Source organism: Methylocapsa sp. D3K7 (genome assembly GCF_029855125.1).
Taxonomy (GTDB): domain Bacteria; phylum Pseudomonadota; class Alphaproteobacteria; order Rhizobiales; family Beijerinckiaceae; genus Methylocapsa.
This window is the reverse complement of sequence record NZ_CP123229.1, coordinates 680,019-697,634: the sequence shown is the minus strand read 5'-3', so window position 1 is coordinate 697,634 and position 17,616 is coordinate 680,019. Positions and strand designations below refer to the sequence as shown.

The 17,616-nt window shown below is 60.0% G+C and carries 5 protein-coding genes and 1 pseudogene; 3 read left to right on the top strand and 3 right to left on the bottom strand.

Going from position 1 to position 17,616, the window contains the following annotated elements; translation table 11 throughout:
• Positions 1-3 precede the first annotated feature (3 nt).
• From QEV83_RS19405 to QEV83_RS03130, 3 genes are all read left to right on the top strand, one after another.
• A complete protein-coding gene (locus tag QEV83_RS19405; RefSeq protein WP_348273250.1) occupies positions 4-327 on the top strand; it encodes a hypothetical protein in 324 nt (107 codons plus the stop codon).
• 866 nt (positions 328-1,193) lie between these two features.
• Complete coding sequence (locus tag QEV83_RS03135) at positions 1,194-2,522, top strand: DNA methyltransferase (RefSeq protein ID WP_280129820.1); 1,329 nt, start codon at positions 1,194-1,196, stop codon at positions 2,520-2,522.
• Positions 2,515-3,357 carry a DUF5681 domain-containing protein gene (locus tag QEV83_RS03130; RefSeq protein ID WP_280129819.1) on the top strand — a complete coding sequence of 281 codons (843 nt, stop codon included), beginning with the start codon at positions 2,515-2,517 and terminating at the stop codon, positions 3,355-3,357. The genes QEV83_RS03135 and QEV83_RS03130 overlap by 8 nt, the downstream gene beginning before the upstream one ends.
• Before the next feature lie 196 nt (positions 3,358-3,553).
• Here QEV83_RS03130 and QEV83_RS03125 read toward each other — a convergent pair.
• From QEV83_RS03125 to QEV83_RS03115, 3 genes and pseudogenes are all read right to left on the bottom strand, one after another.
• Positions 3,554-3,745, bottom strand: a pseudogene (locus tag QEV83_RS03125) (IS6 family transposase); the annotation flags it as partial.
• A gap of 124 nt (positions 3,746-3,869) precedes the next feature.
• A protein-coding gene (locus QEV83_RS03120; RefSeq protein ID WP_280129447.1) for an IS5 family transposase occupies positions 3,870-4,705 on the bottom strand; the annotation gives its coding sequence in 2 pieces (ribosomal slippage) (positions 3,870-4,294 and positions 4,294-4,705; 837 coding nt in all).
• 113 nt (positions 4,706-4,818) lie between these two features.
• Positions 4,819-17,109, bottom strand: a complete 12,291-nt coding sequence (locus QEV83_RS03115) for a non-ribosomal peptide synthetase (protein WP_280129818.1) — start codon at positions 17,107-17,109, stop codon at positions 4,819-4,821.
• Positions 17,110-17,616 lie beyond the last annotated feature (507 nt).

Sequence of the window (17,616 nt, the reverse complement as noted above, 5' to 3'; positions counted from 1 at the left end):
ATCATGCCGGAGCAGACAACGGGCTCGGTTCAGCCGATCCGCAGTAACGAGCGCCTAAACTTGCTCAGGGCGATCGCCCTGAGCCGAAAATGGCTGAATGACCTCGTCGAAGGGACGTGCCCCAACATGCTTGCGCTTGCCAAGCGCGAGGGCAAGACCGAGCGATCGATTCGAATGTTCTTGTCGCTCGATTTTCTTGATCCAACTCTCGTTAAGGCTGCCGCCGAAGGCCGGCTCCCGCGCGGCTACGGCCTCTGGCGCTTGACCGACCTGCCGATGGCATGGTCCGACCAGTGGCGGGCGCTGGGTCTGCCACAACACGTCTGATCCCGCCATCGTGGTCGAAATACCGGGATCGCGCCCTGATGCAATGGCCGAGCTTGGCCGACCGCGAAGACGCGGGCGCGGCGAATAATTGCCGGGCCAGCAATCGCCGAAACACGCACATATCGAACCGGTCTTCCTTTGACACCGGTCACTGATGCGCGGCTAAATTTGCATCATTCAGCCGATGTTCTGCCGATCAGCTCGACCATGCCGGAATCGAACTGGTCTCTGGATTTGTCGAACCCGTCTCTGCAGGCCCGCTCGGCACGCTCGTCGGAAAATGAAATTTTGCGCTCAGAGACACTCGCCCAATTGGCGCGTGACGTCTCCAAATTTGGGGTCTCTGAGACGCGTTCTTTGGCGCAAAGGCCAGCTAAGTCCCGGACATGTCGGGGACTATTCTTGAGGCTAAAAACAGATCAAAAACAATGAGTTAGCGTGGTGGTGGAGACGGTCCTCCCAAACCAGTCTCCACCGCAGAATTCCCTGCTAACAGGGAAAGAGCAGTGAATGTTTGCAGATTCTGCACATCATGACGGCTTTCTGGCTAAAATCTGCGAGACGATTCAGTGGGTTACGGGCAAATTCCCTAAGTGATCGAACAGGGAATTAAGTCCCGCAGAACAGGGAAGTGATTCCTGCAGAACAGGGAAAGTCAGCCATCGACCAGCGAATGCTAAAGGATTGTCGGCTTCCCCGGCAGATTCCGCTTTTCTCACACCAATCCGTGTTTTCCACAGCTAAAAGAGTGAATTCGCGCGGCCTGCAAACTACATACATGAAATGTTTGAATCAGCCCGGATACGAAATAGAGGCTGCTCATTAAGGGAGGAGGTGCAAATAGCAAGGAAGGAAGAATCGATTCAATGGCCGCGCTTTCTGTTGTTTATTTTGAACCAAAGGATTTAAACCCCTATCCGCGCAATGCCAGAAGGCATTCGAACAAACAGATCCGGCAAATTGCAGACAGCATCCGGACCTTCGGCTTTACAAACCCCATCCTTATCGACGCCCAGAACATGATTCTGGCGGGGCATGGCCGCGTCGAAGCTGCCAAGATTTTGAACATGGCGACGGTGCCGTGTGTGCGGATCGAGACTGTGACGCCCGATCAAAGGCGGGCCTACATACTGGCCGACAACAAACTGGCACTCAACGCCGGCTGGGATCAGGAAATCCTGGCAATCGAGCTCCAAGGGCTAGTTGACCTCGGATTCGATATGACGGTCACGGGCTTCTCGTTGGCCGAAGCGGACTTCATCCTTGACGCCGCCCGTGACGGCGCCACAGACACCCCTGCCGGGCCGGAAGATGTAATCCCACTTATGTCTGAGGACGCGGTCACGCGAATGGGAGATCTTTGGCGATTGGGTCGTCATCGGCTGATCTGCGGTGACGCCAGAAACGTAGACGATTATGAACGGCTCCTGGCGGGCGAGACGGTCGATCTGATCTTTACCGATCCACCTTACAATGTTCCGATCGACGGACACGTCTGCGGCTCGGGACGAATCAGGCATCGCGAGTTTGCTATGGGCGTCGGTGAAATGTCATCGTCGAGCTTCACCGCTTTCTTGTCAGAGACATTGGGAGCGGCGGCCAAGCGGTGTCGCGACGGGGCAATCGCCTTCGTCTGCATGGACTGGCGCCATATGAGCGAGCTGCTGACGGCGGGCCGAGCAGCGTTTTCGGAGCTTAAGAATCTCTGCGTTTGGAACAAGACCAATGGCGGGATGGGGAGCTTCTACCGCTCCAAGCACGAACTGGTGTTTGTCTTCAAGGTCGGGACCGCGCCGCATGTCAACAGCTTCGGCCTAGGCGACACCGGCCGATACCGCACCAATGTTTGGGATTATCCTGGCATCAGCAGCATGGGCACTGGACGGATGGATGAACTTTCCATGCACCCGACCGTGAAGCCGGCGGCACTGGTCGCCGACGCCATTCGCGACTGCTCGCGGCGCGGCGACATCGTTCTCGACTGTTTTGGCGGGTCTGGAACCACACTGATCGCCGCCGAGACCTGCGGACGCGGCGCGCGGCTGATCGAATATGACCCGGCCTATTGCGATACCATCGTTCTTCGGTGGGAGCGAATGACGGGCAAGCCTGCGATATTATCGTCGACTGATAAATCCTTTGAGGATATGGCGGCGGCGCGCCTTCCGATCATCACAGGGCTGAGTCATGAGTGAAGAGGATCAAAGAGATAACCAAAAACTCGGAACCGATACCTACTCGGTCGGCTACAAGCGGCCACCGGCGCAATATCGATTTCAGAAAGGCCGGTCGGGCAATCCCAGCGGGCGGCCCCGGCACCGAGACAAGCAAGTTGACGCCAGCCTGAGGGATGCCCAGGCGTTAATGCTTCATGAAGCCTATCGGCTGGTGAGCATCCGCGAAGGCGACCGCATCATAGAGATGCCAGCGATCCAAGCCGTGATGCGGGGCCTAGGAATCGCAGCGATGAAGGGTAATCATCGTGCCCAGCTGGCCTTCAAGGAAATGACAGAAGCGATTGAAGCCAAGCAGCGCGCAGAGAAACAGGCGTTATTCGAGGTTTCTGTAGAGTACAAGCGAGATTGGGAAGCCGAATTTAGAAAATGTGATCGTAACAATTTACCGCGACCAAACCCTGTCCCGCATCCCGATGATGTCTGGATCGATCCGATGAGAGGTGAGGTCCGTTTCATCGGCCCGTTTGATGACATTGCGAAGAAAAAATGGGACCGGATGCAGGACCGGAAAAAGGAGTCTTTGCAGGAGATCGACGAATTGCGAAAAATGCTTAAACGCAAGCCCGAATTTCAAACATTCATTGAGCAGGATATCGCTCATGAGCAACGTCTGATACAGATGATTGACTACTATATGCCCGACGAGGCCACTCGGCGCAGCCCCTTCTACGATCCACACAAACCGGCCAAAATGGCTGAACGGCTCAAGCGGCTTTCCAGTGACAAGGCAACCGCGCCGGCTCCGCGTTCCAGACCGGGGGCGGCCCGCCGACAACGTACTCACGGGGGGTGAGAGACCATCAAGGCCTGCGACGCGGCCCACTTCCGGAACGGCCGTAGCCTTATTGCCCGTGATTGGCTCGTGCCGCGACGCTAAAGGCGGAGGGACTTTTCTAACAGTCGGCAGACTCATCGATTGAGTGCACATGACGAATTTTGCACTTAATGGGAACTGCGGGTTGCTCGATCGAAGGCATTGAAGAGAACGAGACCACCATTTCATCGAGATGCCACCGAGTGTAAGCTTTCGGCCGGACCATCCGCAGGTTCCTGGCAATCATAGGTCCGAATTTGAGCACCCACCGGCGGATCGACTCATTGCTGACAGTCAGTCCACGCTCGGCTAGAAGATCCTCGACATCCCGGTAGCTTAGAGTGAACCTGAGATAGAACCAGACGCTTCATGGCTCAAACTACCACATGCACGGGCCCGTCGCTGGTTAATGTATCAGTGCCTGTCGCTTGGATGCAATGGCGCTCAGAACTCAGGAAGAAAATCCCCTTAGAGTCGGTCCGGAAAGTTCATCAATTCAGACAAAGCTTTCTGAGCGTGAGACGAATTGAGGCGAGACGGAGAAAAGCGAGTGCGTTTCGGGTGAGATTTTCGAAGTCTTTGGCCAAGCGGCGGCAACGATTAAGCCAAGCGAAGGTGCGTTCGACAACCCAACGTCGCGGCAGAAGCTCAAACCCTTTGGCCTGATCGGAGCGTTTGACGATTTCGATTTGTATATGCGGCAGGATTTTGGCCGACGCCTTTTGAAAGACCGGGCCCTGATATCCGCCATCAGCAAAGAGCTTTTGTAAAAACGGATACAAGCCGAACAAGGTCGACAGAACAAGCACGCCACCATCCCGATCTTGAATGTCGGCGGGATGCACCACTGCATGCAGCAGCAGGCCTAGCGTATCGACGAGGATATGGCGCTTCTTGCCTTTGATCTTCTTGCCAGCATCATAGCCGCTCGGATCGATGCGGCGCCCCCTTTTTCCGCGCTCTTTACGCTCTGGCTGTCGATGACGCAGGCCGTCGGGCTCGCTTCACGATCCATGGCTTCGCGACACTTCACGTAGAGCGCGTGATGAATGCGATCCAGCGTGCCGTCCCAGTTCCAAAGGTCGAAATAACCAAACAGCGTGCTCTTGGGCGGCAGATCTTTGGGAACGTAACGCCACTGGCATCCCGTGCTCAGCACATACATGAGACCGTTCACGATTTCCCGCGGCTCAACAGAGCGCTTGCGTCCGCCACGTTTGGCCGGTGGAATAATCGGCTCGATGTGCGACCACTCATCGTCCGTCAGATCGCTCGGATAGCGCAGTTTGTCACGATTGTATTTCGGGCGGTTTTCGGACGTCCACATTGGCGGCCTCTCATCGAATCAGGCAGCCGCCAATGAATCACAAATGATTCATCCGATTCAACTACTTCCCGGACGGACACTTATCGTCCCGTTCGGATTCTTCGGACCAGTTCTTATCTTCGCCGCTCGTCCCGCGAACATTGTTTGTTCGAGTGGGAGCAAAGCCGACTCAGCGCAACATTCATCTCTCGAGACAGCGTCAGTCTATGAGATTCCTCTCGGATCATTGTGAGATGATCTCCGGGCACCTGAATGATCGCTAGGCCTCGAGTAAATAGGTTCGCCCAACCCAGACTGCTGTCCACGGAACGGAGAATCTTTTTTTCGCCAGAACTTGCTCCGAAAAGGATACCCCGTAGGTCTAGGCAGCGCTGATCCTTAGTTTTTAGCGCCTTATCGTACAATCGCCCTAGCAGTCGCATAGGCATTAACATCCCTTGCTCGTCTTGAATGGACGTAAGACTATCATATATCGCTGATTGCCGAAATAATGACCTTAATAATTTGTACAAAGGAAATAAACATTTAGTCTCCGTCAAAAAATATCTTGTTTTAGATTTCAATATCCCTCCAAAAAGAATCGCTGAACGCTTCATACGGGAACCAACCGAATGCAAAGAATAATCTGTCGACACCGCGTTGAACGCTAGCGTCCAGTCTTTCCGTAAATTGCACCACGCAATTTGATGTGGGAAGGTCGCCCATGAATCAAATAACAGCACCGCTTCCACTTCAACACCCTGTCCCTGGAGTTGTTCGGCCACCTCAAAAGCCATCACTCCCGCAAACGAGAATCCGGCCAACACACAGGGAGATGAGCCCGCGTGGGTGCGGATTGTCGCCACATATGGGGCAACCAATTGCGCCATAGTTGGTAAGGCGGAAATATCAAAATTTTCTGCTGCATTCCGCCATGTCAACGGGTATGGCACTTCAATACCATAGACAGGTTGTCCCGTAGCTACTATCTGTGCAAGACTGAATTCGTCGGGTCCGGCATAAATGAAATACACCGGTGGATCAATCCTACCTTCTCGCAACTGAATTACCGTAGGAAGTCGTTTGCTCATTGGCCTCCTTGCGTCAATCACCCTTGCCAGTTGTTGCACAGTCACATTCTGGAAAACCTCTGGAACACTTAGACCAATCTTGAGCGTCCGGTTGACTTCGCTGATCAAGCGGACCACAGCCAGGGAATGCCCTCCCAATTCGAAGAAATTGTCGGCGATGCCTACTTGTTTCGACCCAAGAATCTCACTCCAAATATCCGCAAGCACCTGTTCCGTAGGCGACCTTGGCGCGACATATGACGCCTGACTCTCTATGAACAGGTCCTTTGGTTCCGGCAGCGCGCGGCGATCGAGCTTGCCATTCGCTGTGAGCGGCAAGGCGTCAAGCTGCACATAGGCAGCTGGCACCATATATTCGGGCAGCGCCGCCGAGAGGTGGCGGCGTAGCGCCTCGGCATCGGCAGCCGCCGCATCCGGCACCACGGTGTAGTACGCCGTCAGTCGTTTGTCGCCAGAGCGGTCTTCGCTGGCGAGCACCACCGCCTCCCGCACCGCCGGATGCTGCGCCAGCCGAGCCTCGATCTCACCCAGCTCGATGCGGAACCCGCGGATCTTCACCTGACGATCGACGCGACCGAGAAACTCGATGTTGCCGTCCGGCAGATAGCGGGCAAAGTCGCCCGTGCGATACAACAATGCTCCTAGCCGGAACGGGTTTGGGATGAACTTTTCGGCGGTCAATTCGGGATCGTTCAGGTAGCCGCATGCCAATCCATCGCCGCCGATAAAGAGTTCTCCGGGCACTCCAATCGGGGCTGGCTGCGAACTGCGATCCAGCACGAAGCATTGCGTGTTGGAAATCGGACGGCCAATAGGGATTGAATGCCCTTTCAGGGACGAACGAGTGATGGCATGGCAGCAGGTGAAAGTTGTGTTTTCGGTTGGACCGTAACCATTGATGAGCCGGCCTTCTCCCAGAGCGTCCAAAGCCTTCCGCACATGCGCCACGGACAAAACGTCGCCGCCCGTCAACAACTGACGCACCCCCTTCAGGCTCTCCAACTCCTCATCCACCATTTGATGGAACAAACCGGCCGTCAGCCAGAGCACTGAAATCCCATGTGCGCGAATCGTCGATCCGAGTTCGGCTAGGGACAACATTCCCGGCGGGCACACGACCAATCGAGCGCCGTTTAAAAGGCAGCCCCAGATCTCAAAGGTTGAAGCGTCAAACGAAACCGGCGCGAATTGAAAGAAGACATCGGACGTCGAAATCGCAACATAATTTGTGTTCTTGACTAAACGCACGACGCCACGGTGGGGAATACTCACGCCCTTGGGTCCACCAGTTGAACCGGAGGTAAAACATACATAGGCCAGACTGTCAGAAGTCGCCCCAGAGGAAGCATTCTCCGCGCTCTCCGCGCTGATGGCTTTGGCGTCCTGCTCCAGACAAATAATAATGGGGGGATCGCCGATCCACTTGCGTTCCGCCGATGTCATTGAATCGATGCCCGCCTTCTGCAGCTTCGACTGCACCATGATGACTTTAGGCTGTGCGTCCTCGAGAATGGCTTGCAGGCGCTTTGATGGAGCCTTCGGATCGAGCGGCACATAGGCGCCCCCGGCTTTTAGAATGGCCAGCAGCCCTATCAGCATGTCCAGGCCGCGCTCCACGCAGATCGCCACCCGTGCATCGGGCGTGACGCCGAAGCCGCGCAGGTGATGCGCGAGCCGGTTGGCTTTCACGTTCAGTTCGCCATAACTGAGCTGCCGGTCCCCGTGGACCACGGCAACCGCGTCTGGGTGCCGGGAGGCCTGAGCTTCAAACAGCTCGTGAATGCAGCGGTCGTGCGGATAGGCCGCCTCCGTGGCGTTCCAGAGCGTCAGAAGCTGGTGACGCTCGGCCGCGCCGAGCAATGCCATCCGGTCCACGGCTTGTTGCGCATCGGCCACCATCGCGGCCAGCACCCTGCGCAAGTACCCGGCATGACGCTCGACCGTCGCCCGGTCAAACAGCGCCGTGGCGTATTCCAGCCCGCCGACGATGCGTCCGCCAACCTCAGCGAGGCTGAGTGTCAGATCAAATTTTGCAAAACAACGGGGCGTCCTCACCGGGGCCACTGTCAGCCCCGGCAGTTCTAGGCCGCTTTCGCCGGTGTTCTGCCAGGCGAACATCACCTGAAACACCGGCGCGTGCGCCAGGTTGCGCGGCGGACGCACGATCTCCACCACATGCTCGAACGGCAAGTCCTGATGGTGTTGTGCTTCCAGCGTCCGGGCCTTGACCCGGGCGAGCACTCCCTCAACCGTGGGCGAACCGGACAGATCAATGCGCAATGCCAGTGTATTGACGAAAAACCCGATCAGCGGTTCGACCTCGGCTCGGCTGCGGTTGGCGACCGGAATGCCAATCACCACATCGTCCTGGCCGGACAGCCGGGCCAGCAGCGCAGCCCAGCCGGTCAGCAGCGTCATGAACAGGGTCGTGCCATGGCGCTGGCCCAGAGCCTTCAATCCGGCGGTGAGGCCGTCGTCGAGTTCCAGCGCCACAAGCGCGCCGGCATGGTCCTGCTGGGGGAGACGGCGGCGGTCCGTGGGCAGCTCCAGCACGGCCGGCGCGCCCGCCAAGGTGCGCTGCCAGTAGTCGCTTTGCGCTTGTAGGACTTCCCCGCCCAGCCAGCGCCGCTGCCAGACGGCATAATCGGGGTATTGGAGGGCCAACGCGGGCAGAGGGTCGGCCTGACCCTGGCTGTAGGCGCAGTACAAGGTGCCAAGCTCGCGGGTCAGCACGCCCATCGACCAGCCATCGGAGACGATATGGTGCATGGTGATGAGCAGCACATGCTCGCTATCACCCAAGCGGATAAGCCGGCCCCGGACCAGCGGGCCAGCTTGCAGATCGAACCCGGCGTTGGCTTCCTCGATGGCCAGCCGCTGTACCTCTCCTTCGGCATCGCCGTGTTGGCGCAGGTCATGCTCGTGCAGGCTGAAGCCGCCGTTCTCGGTCGCAATGCGCTGAACCGGCTGATCATCGGCGGGGTCGAAGGTGGTGCGCAGCGCTTCGTGCCGGGCGACGAGGCGGTCCAGGGCGCGGCGCAACGCGCCGCCGTCCAGCTCTCCTGTCAACCGCAGCCCCAGCGGGACGTGATAGGCTTGGCTGACGCCCTCCATCTGCGCCAGGAACCACATCCGCTGCTGCGCAAAGGACAGCGGCAGCGGCGCCTCGCGTCCGGCCGCGAGGATCGGCGGCAGCGTGCTCCGCGCCCCCTCCCGCACCGCATCGGCAAACTCAGCCAGCACCGGCCGGGCAAACAGCGCGGCCACCGAAACCTCCACGCCCAGCACTCGGCGAAGCCGGGAAATCACCATCACCGCCTTGAGCGAATGGCCGCCCAACTCAAAGAAATGGTCATATCGGCCGATACACTCAACTTTGAGTACATCGGCCCAGATCCGGGCCAGGCGGGTCTCGATTTCGCCAGCCGGCGCTTCGTACCCGTGAGCCCCGTAGGCCGCCGCACCGCCCGGTTCCGGCAGCGCGCGGCGATCGAGCTTGCCATTCGCTGTGAGCGGCAAGGCGTCAAGCTGCACATAGGCAGCTGGCACCATATATTCGGGCAGCGCCGCCGAGAGGTGGCGGCGTAGCGCCTCGGCATCGGCAGCCGCCGCATCCGGCACCACGGTGTAGTACGCCGTCAGTCGTTTGTCGCCAGAGCGGTCTTCGCTGGCGAGCACCACCGCCTCCCGCACCGCCGGATGCTGCGCCAGCCGAGCCTCGATCTCACCCAGCTCGATGCGGAACCCGCGGATCTTCACCTGACGATCGACGCGACCGAGAAACTCGATGTTGCCGTCCGGCAGATAGCGGCCGAGATCGCCACTCTTGTACATTCGCGCATCGGCGGCACTGGCAAACGGGTCGGCCACGAACCGCTCCGCTGTCAGCTCCGGCCGGTTTAAATAGCCACGAGCAACCCCAGCCCCGCCTATGTAAATCTCCCCAGCCACCCCAATCGGAACTGGCTCGTTATGTCCATCTAAAATGTAAATCTTTGTGTTCGATATTGGACGCCCAATGTGTGCTGCAAACCCGTCGCCTCGATTCATTGCGACCCAGGTTGAGTATGTAGTGGTTTCGGAAGGACCGTAGAGATTACATAAAGTACTCACTTCAGTTTGAGCAAAGAGGCGCTCTGCTAACACTTGCTTAAGCGGCTCACCCGCCAGGTTCACTATCCGGACGTGGCGAGGAATGGCGTCAGTGTCGATCAGTGCCTTGATCACAGAGGGGACCGTGTTGATCAAGGTGACATTCAGCAATGAGTGATTTAGATCGAGCGCATTCTGCACGATTTCCGTGACGGCTCCGTTTGTGAGCGGAACAAAACACTCAAACACAGACAAATCAAAGTTCAGAGATGTCGAAAAAAGTGTGTGCTTGAGTTCCTTGGGCGTAAACGACGACTGTGCCCAACAAATGAAGTTGATGGTGTTCCTGTGCTCAATGGCGACCCCTTTTGGCATACCCGTGGAGCCTGAGGTATAAATGACATAGGCCAGATGCCGAGATGTGAGGCCGACGCTAGTCGGAGTCGGATTGCTGTCCGGCTGCGTGGCCCAGCGCTCAGCATCGGTGAGATCAATCACGGGCACGCCAGCGGCAGCGCCGCCGACCGCCGCAGGCAGTCCGAGCCCCACTTGGGCTTGTGTGAGGATGGCTACCGGGGCACTGTCTCTCAACATATAGGTTAGCCGCTCGGCCGGATAGGCCGGATCGAGCGGCACATAGGCGCCCCCGGCTTTTAGAATGGCCAGCAGCCCTATCAGCATGTCCAGGCCGCGCTCCACGCAGATCGCCACCCGTGCATCGGGCGTGACGCCGAAGCCGCGCAGGTGATGCGCGAGCCGGTTGGCTTTCACGTTCAGTTCGCCATAACTGAGCTGCCGGTCCCCGTGGACCACGGCAACCGCGTCTGGGTGCCGGGAGGCCTGAGCTTCAAACAGCTCGTGAATGCAGCGGTCGTGCGGATAGGCCGCCTCCGTGGCGTTCCAGAGCGTCAGAAGCTGGTGACGCTCGGCCGCGCCGAGCAATGCCATCCGGTCCACGGCTTGTTGCGCATCGGCCACCATCGCGGCCAGCACCCTGCGCAAGTACCCGGCATGACGCTCGACCGTCGCCCGGTCAAACAGCGCCGTGGCGTATTCCAGCCCGCCGACGATGCGTCCGCCAACCTCAGCGAGGCTGAGTGTCAGATCAAATTTTGCAAAACAACGGGGCGTCCTCACCGGGGCCACTGTCAGCCCCGGCAGTTCTAGGCCGCTTTCGCCGGTGTTCTGCCAGGCGAACATCACCTGAAACACCGGCGCGTGCGCCAGGTTGCGCGGCGGACGCACGATCTCCACCACATGCTCGAACGGCAAGTCCTGATGGTGTTGTGCTTCCAGCGTCCGGGCCTTGACCCGGGCGAGCACTCCCTCAACCGTGGGCGAACCGGACAGATCAATGCGCAATGCCAGTGTATTGACGAAAAACCCGATCAGCGGTTCGACCTCGGCTCGGCTGCGGTTGGCGACCGGAATGCCAATCACCACATCGTCCTGGCCGGACAGCCGGGCCAGCAGCGCAGCCCAGCCGGTCAGCAGCGTCATGAACAGGGTCGTGCCATGGCGCTGGCCCAGAGCCTTCAATCCGGCGGTGAGGCCGTCGTCGAGTTCCAGCGCCACAAGCGCGCCGGCATGGTCCTGCTGGGGGAGACGGCGGCGGTCCGTGGGCAGCTCCAGCACGGCCGGCGCGCCCGCCAAGGTGCGCTGCCAGTAGTCGCTTTGCGCTTGTAGGACTTCCCCGCCCAGCCAGCGCCGCTGCCAGACGGCATAATCGGGGTATTGGAGGGCCAACGCGGGCAGAGGGTCGGCCTGACCCTGGCTGTAGGCGCAGTACAAGGTGCCAAGCTCGCGGGTCAGCACGCCCATCGACCAGCCATCGGAGACGATATGGTGCATGGTGATGAGCAGCACATGCTCGCTATCACCCAAGCGGATAAGCCGGCCCCGGACCAGCGGGCCAGCTTGCAGATCGAACCCGGCGTTGGCTTCCTCGATGGCCAGCCGCTGTACCTCTCCTTCGGCATCGCCGTGTTGGCGCAGGTCATGCTCGTGCAGGCTGAAGCCGCCGTTCTCGGTCGCAATGCGCTGAACCGGCTGATCATCGGCGGGGTCGAAGGTGGTGCGCAGCGCTTCGTGCCGGGCGACGAGGCGGTCCAGGGCGCGGCGCAACGCGCCGCCGTCCAGCTCTCCTGTCAACCGCAGCCCCAGCGGGACGTGATAGGCTTGGCTGACGCCCTCCATCTGCGCCAGGAACCACATCCGCTGCTGCGCAAAGGACAGCGGCAGCGGCGCCTCGCGTCCGGCCGCGAGGATCGGCGGCAGCGTGCTCCGCGCCCCCTCCCGCACCGCATCGGCAAACTCAGCCAGCACCGGCCGGGCAAACAGCGCGGCCACCGAAACCTCCACGCCCAGCACTCGGCGAAGCCGGGAAATCACCATCACCGCCTTGAGCGAATGGCCGCCCAACTCAAAGAAATGGTCATATCGGCCGATACACTCAACTTTGAGTACATCGGCCCAGATCCGGGCCAGGCGGGTCTCGATTTCGCCAGCCGGCGCTTCGTACCCGTGAGCCCCGTAGGCCGCCGCACCGCCCGGTTCCGGCAGCGCGCGGCGATCGAGCTTGCCATTCGCTGTGAGCGGCAAGGCGTCAAGCTGCACATAGGCAGCTGGCACCATATATTCGGGCAGCGCCGCCGAGAGGTGGCGGCGTAGCGCCTCGGCATCGGCAGCCGCCGCATCCGGCACCACGGTGTAGTACGCCGTCAGTCGTTTGTCGCCAGAGCGGTCTTCGCTGGCGAGCACCACCGCCTCCCGCACCGCCGGATGCTGCGCCAGCCGAGCCTCGATCTCACCCAGCTCGATGCGGAACCCGCGGATCTTCACCTGACGATCGACGCGACCGAGAAACTCGATGTTGCCGTCCGGCAGATAGCGGGCAAAGTCGCCCGTGCGATACAACAATGCTCCTAGCCGGAACGGGTTTGGGATGAACTTTTCGGCGGTCAATTCGGGATCGTTCAGGTAGCCGCATGCCAATCCATCGCCGCCGATAAAGAGTTCTCCGGGCACTCCAATCGGGGCTGGCTGCGAACTGCGATCCAGCACGAAGCATTGCGTGTTGGAAATCGGACGGCCAATAGGGATTGAATGCCCTTTCAGGGACGAACGAGTGATGGCATGGCAGCAGGTGAAAGTTGTGTTTTCGGTTGGACCGTAACCATTGATGAGCCGGCCTTCTCCCAGAGCGTCCAAAGCCTTCCGCACATGCGCCACGGACAAAACGTCGCCGCCCGTCAACAACTGACGCACCCCCTTCAGGCTCTCCAACTCCTCATCCACCATTTGATGGAACAAACCGGCCGTCAGCCAGAGCACTGAAATCCCATGTGCGCGAATCGTCGATCCGAGTTCGGCTAGGGACAACATTCCCGGCGGGCACACGACCAATCGAGCGCCGTTTAAAAGGCAGCCCCAGATCTCAAAGGTTGAAGCGTCAAACGAAACCGGCGCGAATTGAAAGAAGACATCGGACGTCGAAATCGCAACATAATTTGTGTTCTTGACTAAACGCACGACGCCACGGTGGGGAATACTCACGCCCTTGGGTCCACCAGTTGAACCGGAGGTAAAACATACATAGGCCAGACTGTCAGAAGTCGCCCCAGAGGAAGCATTCTCCGCGCTCTCCGCGCTGATGGCTTTGGCGTCCTGCTCCAGACAAATAATAATGGGGGGATCGCCGATCCACTTGCGTTCCGCCGATGTCATTGAATCGATGCCCGCCTTCTGCAGCTTCGACTGCACCATGATGACTTTAGGCTGTGCGTCCTCGAGAATGGCTTGCAGGCGCTTTGATGGAGCCTTCGGATCGAGCGGCACATAGGCGCCCCCGGCTTTTAGAATGGCCAGCAGCCCTATCAGCATGTCCAGGCCGCGCTCCACGCAGATCGCCACCCGTGCATCGGGCGTGACGCCGAAGCCGCGCAGGTGATGCGCGAGCCGGTTGGCTTTCACGTTCAGTTCGCCATAACTGAGCTGCCGGTCCCCGTGGACCACGGCAACCGCGTCTGGGTGCCGGGAGGCCTGAGCTTCAAACAGCTCGTGAATGCAGCGGTCGTGCGGATAGGCCGCCTCCGTGGCGTTCCAGAGCGTCAGAAGCTGGTGACGCTCGGCCGCGCCGAGCAATGCCATCCGGTCCACGGCTTGTTGCGCATCGGCCACCATCGCGGCCAGCACCCTGCGCAAGTACCCGGCATGACGCTCGACCGTCGCCCGGTCAAACAGCGCCGTGGCGTATTCCAGCCCGCCGACGATGCGTCCGCCAACCTCAGCGAGGCTGAGTGTCAGATCAAATTTTGCAAAACAACGGGGCGTCCTCACCGGGGCCACTGTCAGCCCCGGCAGTTCTAGGCCGCTTTCGCCGGTGTTCTGCCAGGCGAACATCACCTGAAACACCGGCGCGTGCGCCAGGTTGCGCGGCGGACGCACGATCTCCACCACATGCTCGAACGGCAAGTCCTGATGGTGTTGTGCTTCCAGCGTCCGGGCCTTGACCCGGGCGAGCACTCCCTCAACCGTGGGCGAACCGGACAGATCAATGCGCAATGCCAGTGTATTGACGAAAAACCCGATCAGCGGTTCGACCTCGGCTCGGCTGCGGTTGGCGACCGGAATGCCAATCACCACATCGTCCTGGCCGGACAGCCGGGCCAGCAGCGCAGCCCAGCCGGTCAGCAGCGTCATGAACAGGGTCGTGCCATGGCGCTGGCCCAGAGCCTTCAATCCGGCGGTGAGGCCGTCGTCGAGTTCCAGCGCCACAAGCGCGCCGGCATGGTCCTGCTGGGGGAGACGGCGGCGGTCCGTGGGCAGCTCCAGCACGGCCGGCGCGCCCGCCAAGGTGCGCTGCCAGTAGTCGCTTTGCGCTTGTAGGACTTCCCCGCCCAGCCAGCGCCGCTGCCAGACGGCATAATCGGGGTATTGGAGGGCCAACGCGGGCAGAGGGTCGGCCTGACCCTGGCTGTAGGCGCAGTACAAGGTGCCAAGCTCGCGGGTCAGCACGCCCATCGACCAGCCATCGGAGACGATATGGTGCATGGTGATGAGCAGCACATGCTCGCTATCACCCAAGCGGATAAGCCGGCCCCGGACCAGCGGGCCAGCTTGCAGATCGAACCCGGCGTTGGCTTCCTCGATGGCCAGCCGCTGTACCTCTCCTTCGGCATCGCCGTGTTGGCGCAGGTCATGCTCGTGCAGGCTGAAGCCGCCGTTCTCGGTCGCAATGCGCTGAACCGGCTGATCATCGGCGGGGTCGAAGGTGGTGCGCAGCGCTTCGTGCCGGGCGACGAGGCGGTCCAGGGCGCGGCGCAACGCGCCGCCGTCCAGCTCTCCTGTCAACCGCAGCCCCAGCGGGACGTGATAGGCTTGGCTGACGCCCTCCATCTGCGCCAGGAACCACATCCGCTGCTGCGCAAAGGACAGCGGCAGCGGCGCCTCGCGTCCGGCCGCGAGGATCGGCGGCAGCGTGCTCCGCGCCCCCTCCCGCACCGCATCGGCAAACTCAGCCAGCACCGGCCGGGCAAACAGCGCGGCCACCGAAACCTCCACGCCCAGCACTCGGCGAAGCCGGGAAATCACCATCACCGCCTTGAGCGAATCACCACCAAGGCTGAAGAAGTTGTCGAGGGCGCTGATTCGCTCTAGTCCCAGCATCTCGCGCCAGATTTCGGCAAGGGCTTGTTCGGTGGGCGTGCGCGGAGCCACAAACGTGGTACAAAGGCTGTTCTGCAAGGCGCCAGCGAGAAGCAGCCGTTGCACCTTACCAGTGGGGCCGCGCGGGAGCGCATCCACGACGACGATTTGTTGTGGGACCTTTATGTCAGCCAGGTATCCCTGTAGCCACTGACGGAGGTTGCTCTCGGCGACAGTCGCTCCCGGTAGCAGCACCACGGCGGCGGCCACGTCTTCCCCGAGCGTCGGATGCGGGATCGAGAACACCGCCGCCTCGGCGATTGCCGGGTGCTGAAGCAGGGCGGCTTCTACCTCCAGCGGAGACACTTTCTCCCCACCTCGATTGATCATCTCTTTGAGGCGCCCGCTGATGTGCAGATAGCCATCGGCATCCAAGAAGCCTTGGTCGCCAGTACGAAGCCACCCATCACAGAAGGCGCGCGCATTGCCGTCGTCGTTATGTTCGTACGCTGTCATGATCGTCGCGCCACGGATACAGATCTCGCCCTGTGCCCCGCCGGGTAGGAACGCACCGTCCTCGCTCAAGATGGCGACGTCGGGACCGGCCGGAAGACCGACTGATCCGGACTTGCGCACCCCAGGTGGTAGCTGGTTTGTCGCAATCTGGTGCGACGCCTCCGTCATTCCGTAAGCCTCCACGACTGGCGTGCCAAACACGCGCTCAAGCGCGGCCATGACGGTGGGTGGCAGCGCGGCCGAGGAGGAACGAACGAAGCGGAGGTGCTGTCGGGCCAGGACTGCGGCGTGCTGCGGCGCCATCGCCAGGACCGCCTGGTGAATAGCCGGCACGGCCGTGTACCAAGTGGCCTCGCCTGCATCGAGCCAGTCGAAGAAACACATAGGGTCGAACTCGCGCGGTAGAGCCACGCTCGATCCCGCTGCGAGCGAGGCCAAGAGCGCACCGACCAGGCCGTGAATGTGGAAAAGCGGCATTACGTTGAGGCAACGGTCATTCGGCGTCAGCGCCAGAGACCGAGCGATGTTTCGTGCAGAAGTGACGAGATTGGCATGCGACAACGGCACAATCTTGGGACGCGCGGTGGTGCCCGAGGTATGCAGCAACAGTGCCTGATTTGTCACACTGCGGTTCTTCCTGCAGCGCTGGACGATACGGTCTGCGATGAGCGCGGCCGGAAAGCCTCGCTTATCGCATGCCAAGCGCAATATCTGCACACCGAGTTGTGTCGCTACGTTCAGCGCTGGCGGATCCTCGCCTTCCGGAACCACTAGAGCCGAGATACTTAGATCCGTCAGATGGAATTCAATTTCGGCTCGCCGAAAGCGCGGGTTCATGGGCGCGCAAACCGAGTGCGTTGCGACCGCGAGAAACGCCACGGCAGCTTGCAACGCGTCGGGTAGGGACAGCGCGATCCGGTCCTCCCGCTCGATCCCGATAGACCTCAGCGTCTCGCCCATGGCGACGACATTGCAAAGAAGCGAGGTATGATCGAGAAATGCTCCGTCCGGACGTCCGAGCGCAGCAGCGGTGGGGTCATTGCGGTAATTGGCCTTGATGAGCTCAAGTAGGCTTGACATCACGATACCTCAGCGTGTGACGGGCGTCATGCTGGATAGAAGAGTGACAACAATCAGAATGACAAGAAGCGCACGCTTCGAAGAGATGGTTTTCGCGGCGGAACATTGAGGCAAGCAAATATTTAATGACGCTCGATGCGGCAGTGGTGTCGTCACGATCGTGAATTTTACTTGTCGATAGGGTAGGGCGTCTTCTGCCCGCATGTCTATCTTTCAATGCCATAGGTCACTCATCGCCGAGTCAACCAGCTCAAAAATCGTCTATTCGTGGCCAACGTGACAATGCCCCCATTTGTTTCCCGATTCCATCAAAGCAATTATTGGTGCTTACCTGCCGCGAAGCTCTATGCGCGTAGAACCAGGTGCTATGGCAATTTTAAAAGAATCCGAAGGTGACAATAAATGACACGGGTCATTTCACCCGGCATCCCCCAAACAGGCCAACGCCCCGCCGCAATTCGAGCCACTGGCGTATAGCCCCCACTCAAGTAAATCTTGCTAAACACG

Bases quoted from the DNA above. Each gene is read 5' to 3' on its own strand.
- QEV83_RS03130 (WP_280129819.1), top strand. From the start codon at position 2,515: ATGAGTGAAGAGGATCAAAGAGATAACCAAAAACTCGGAACCGATACC.
- QEV83_RS19405 (WP_348273250.1), top strand. From the start codon at position 4: ATGCCGGAGCAGACAACGGGCTCGGTTCAGCCGATCCGCAGTAACGAG.
- QEV83_RS03135 (WP_280129820.1), top strand. From the start codon at position 1,194: ATGGCCGCGCTTTCTGTTGTTTATTTTGAACCAAAGGATTTAAACCCC.
- QEV83_RS03115 (WP_280129818.1), bottom strand. From the start codon at position 17,109: ATGTCAAGCCTACTTGAGCTCATCAAGGCCAATTACCGCAATGACCCC.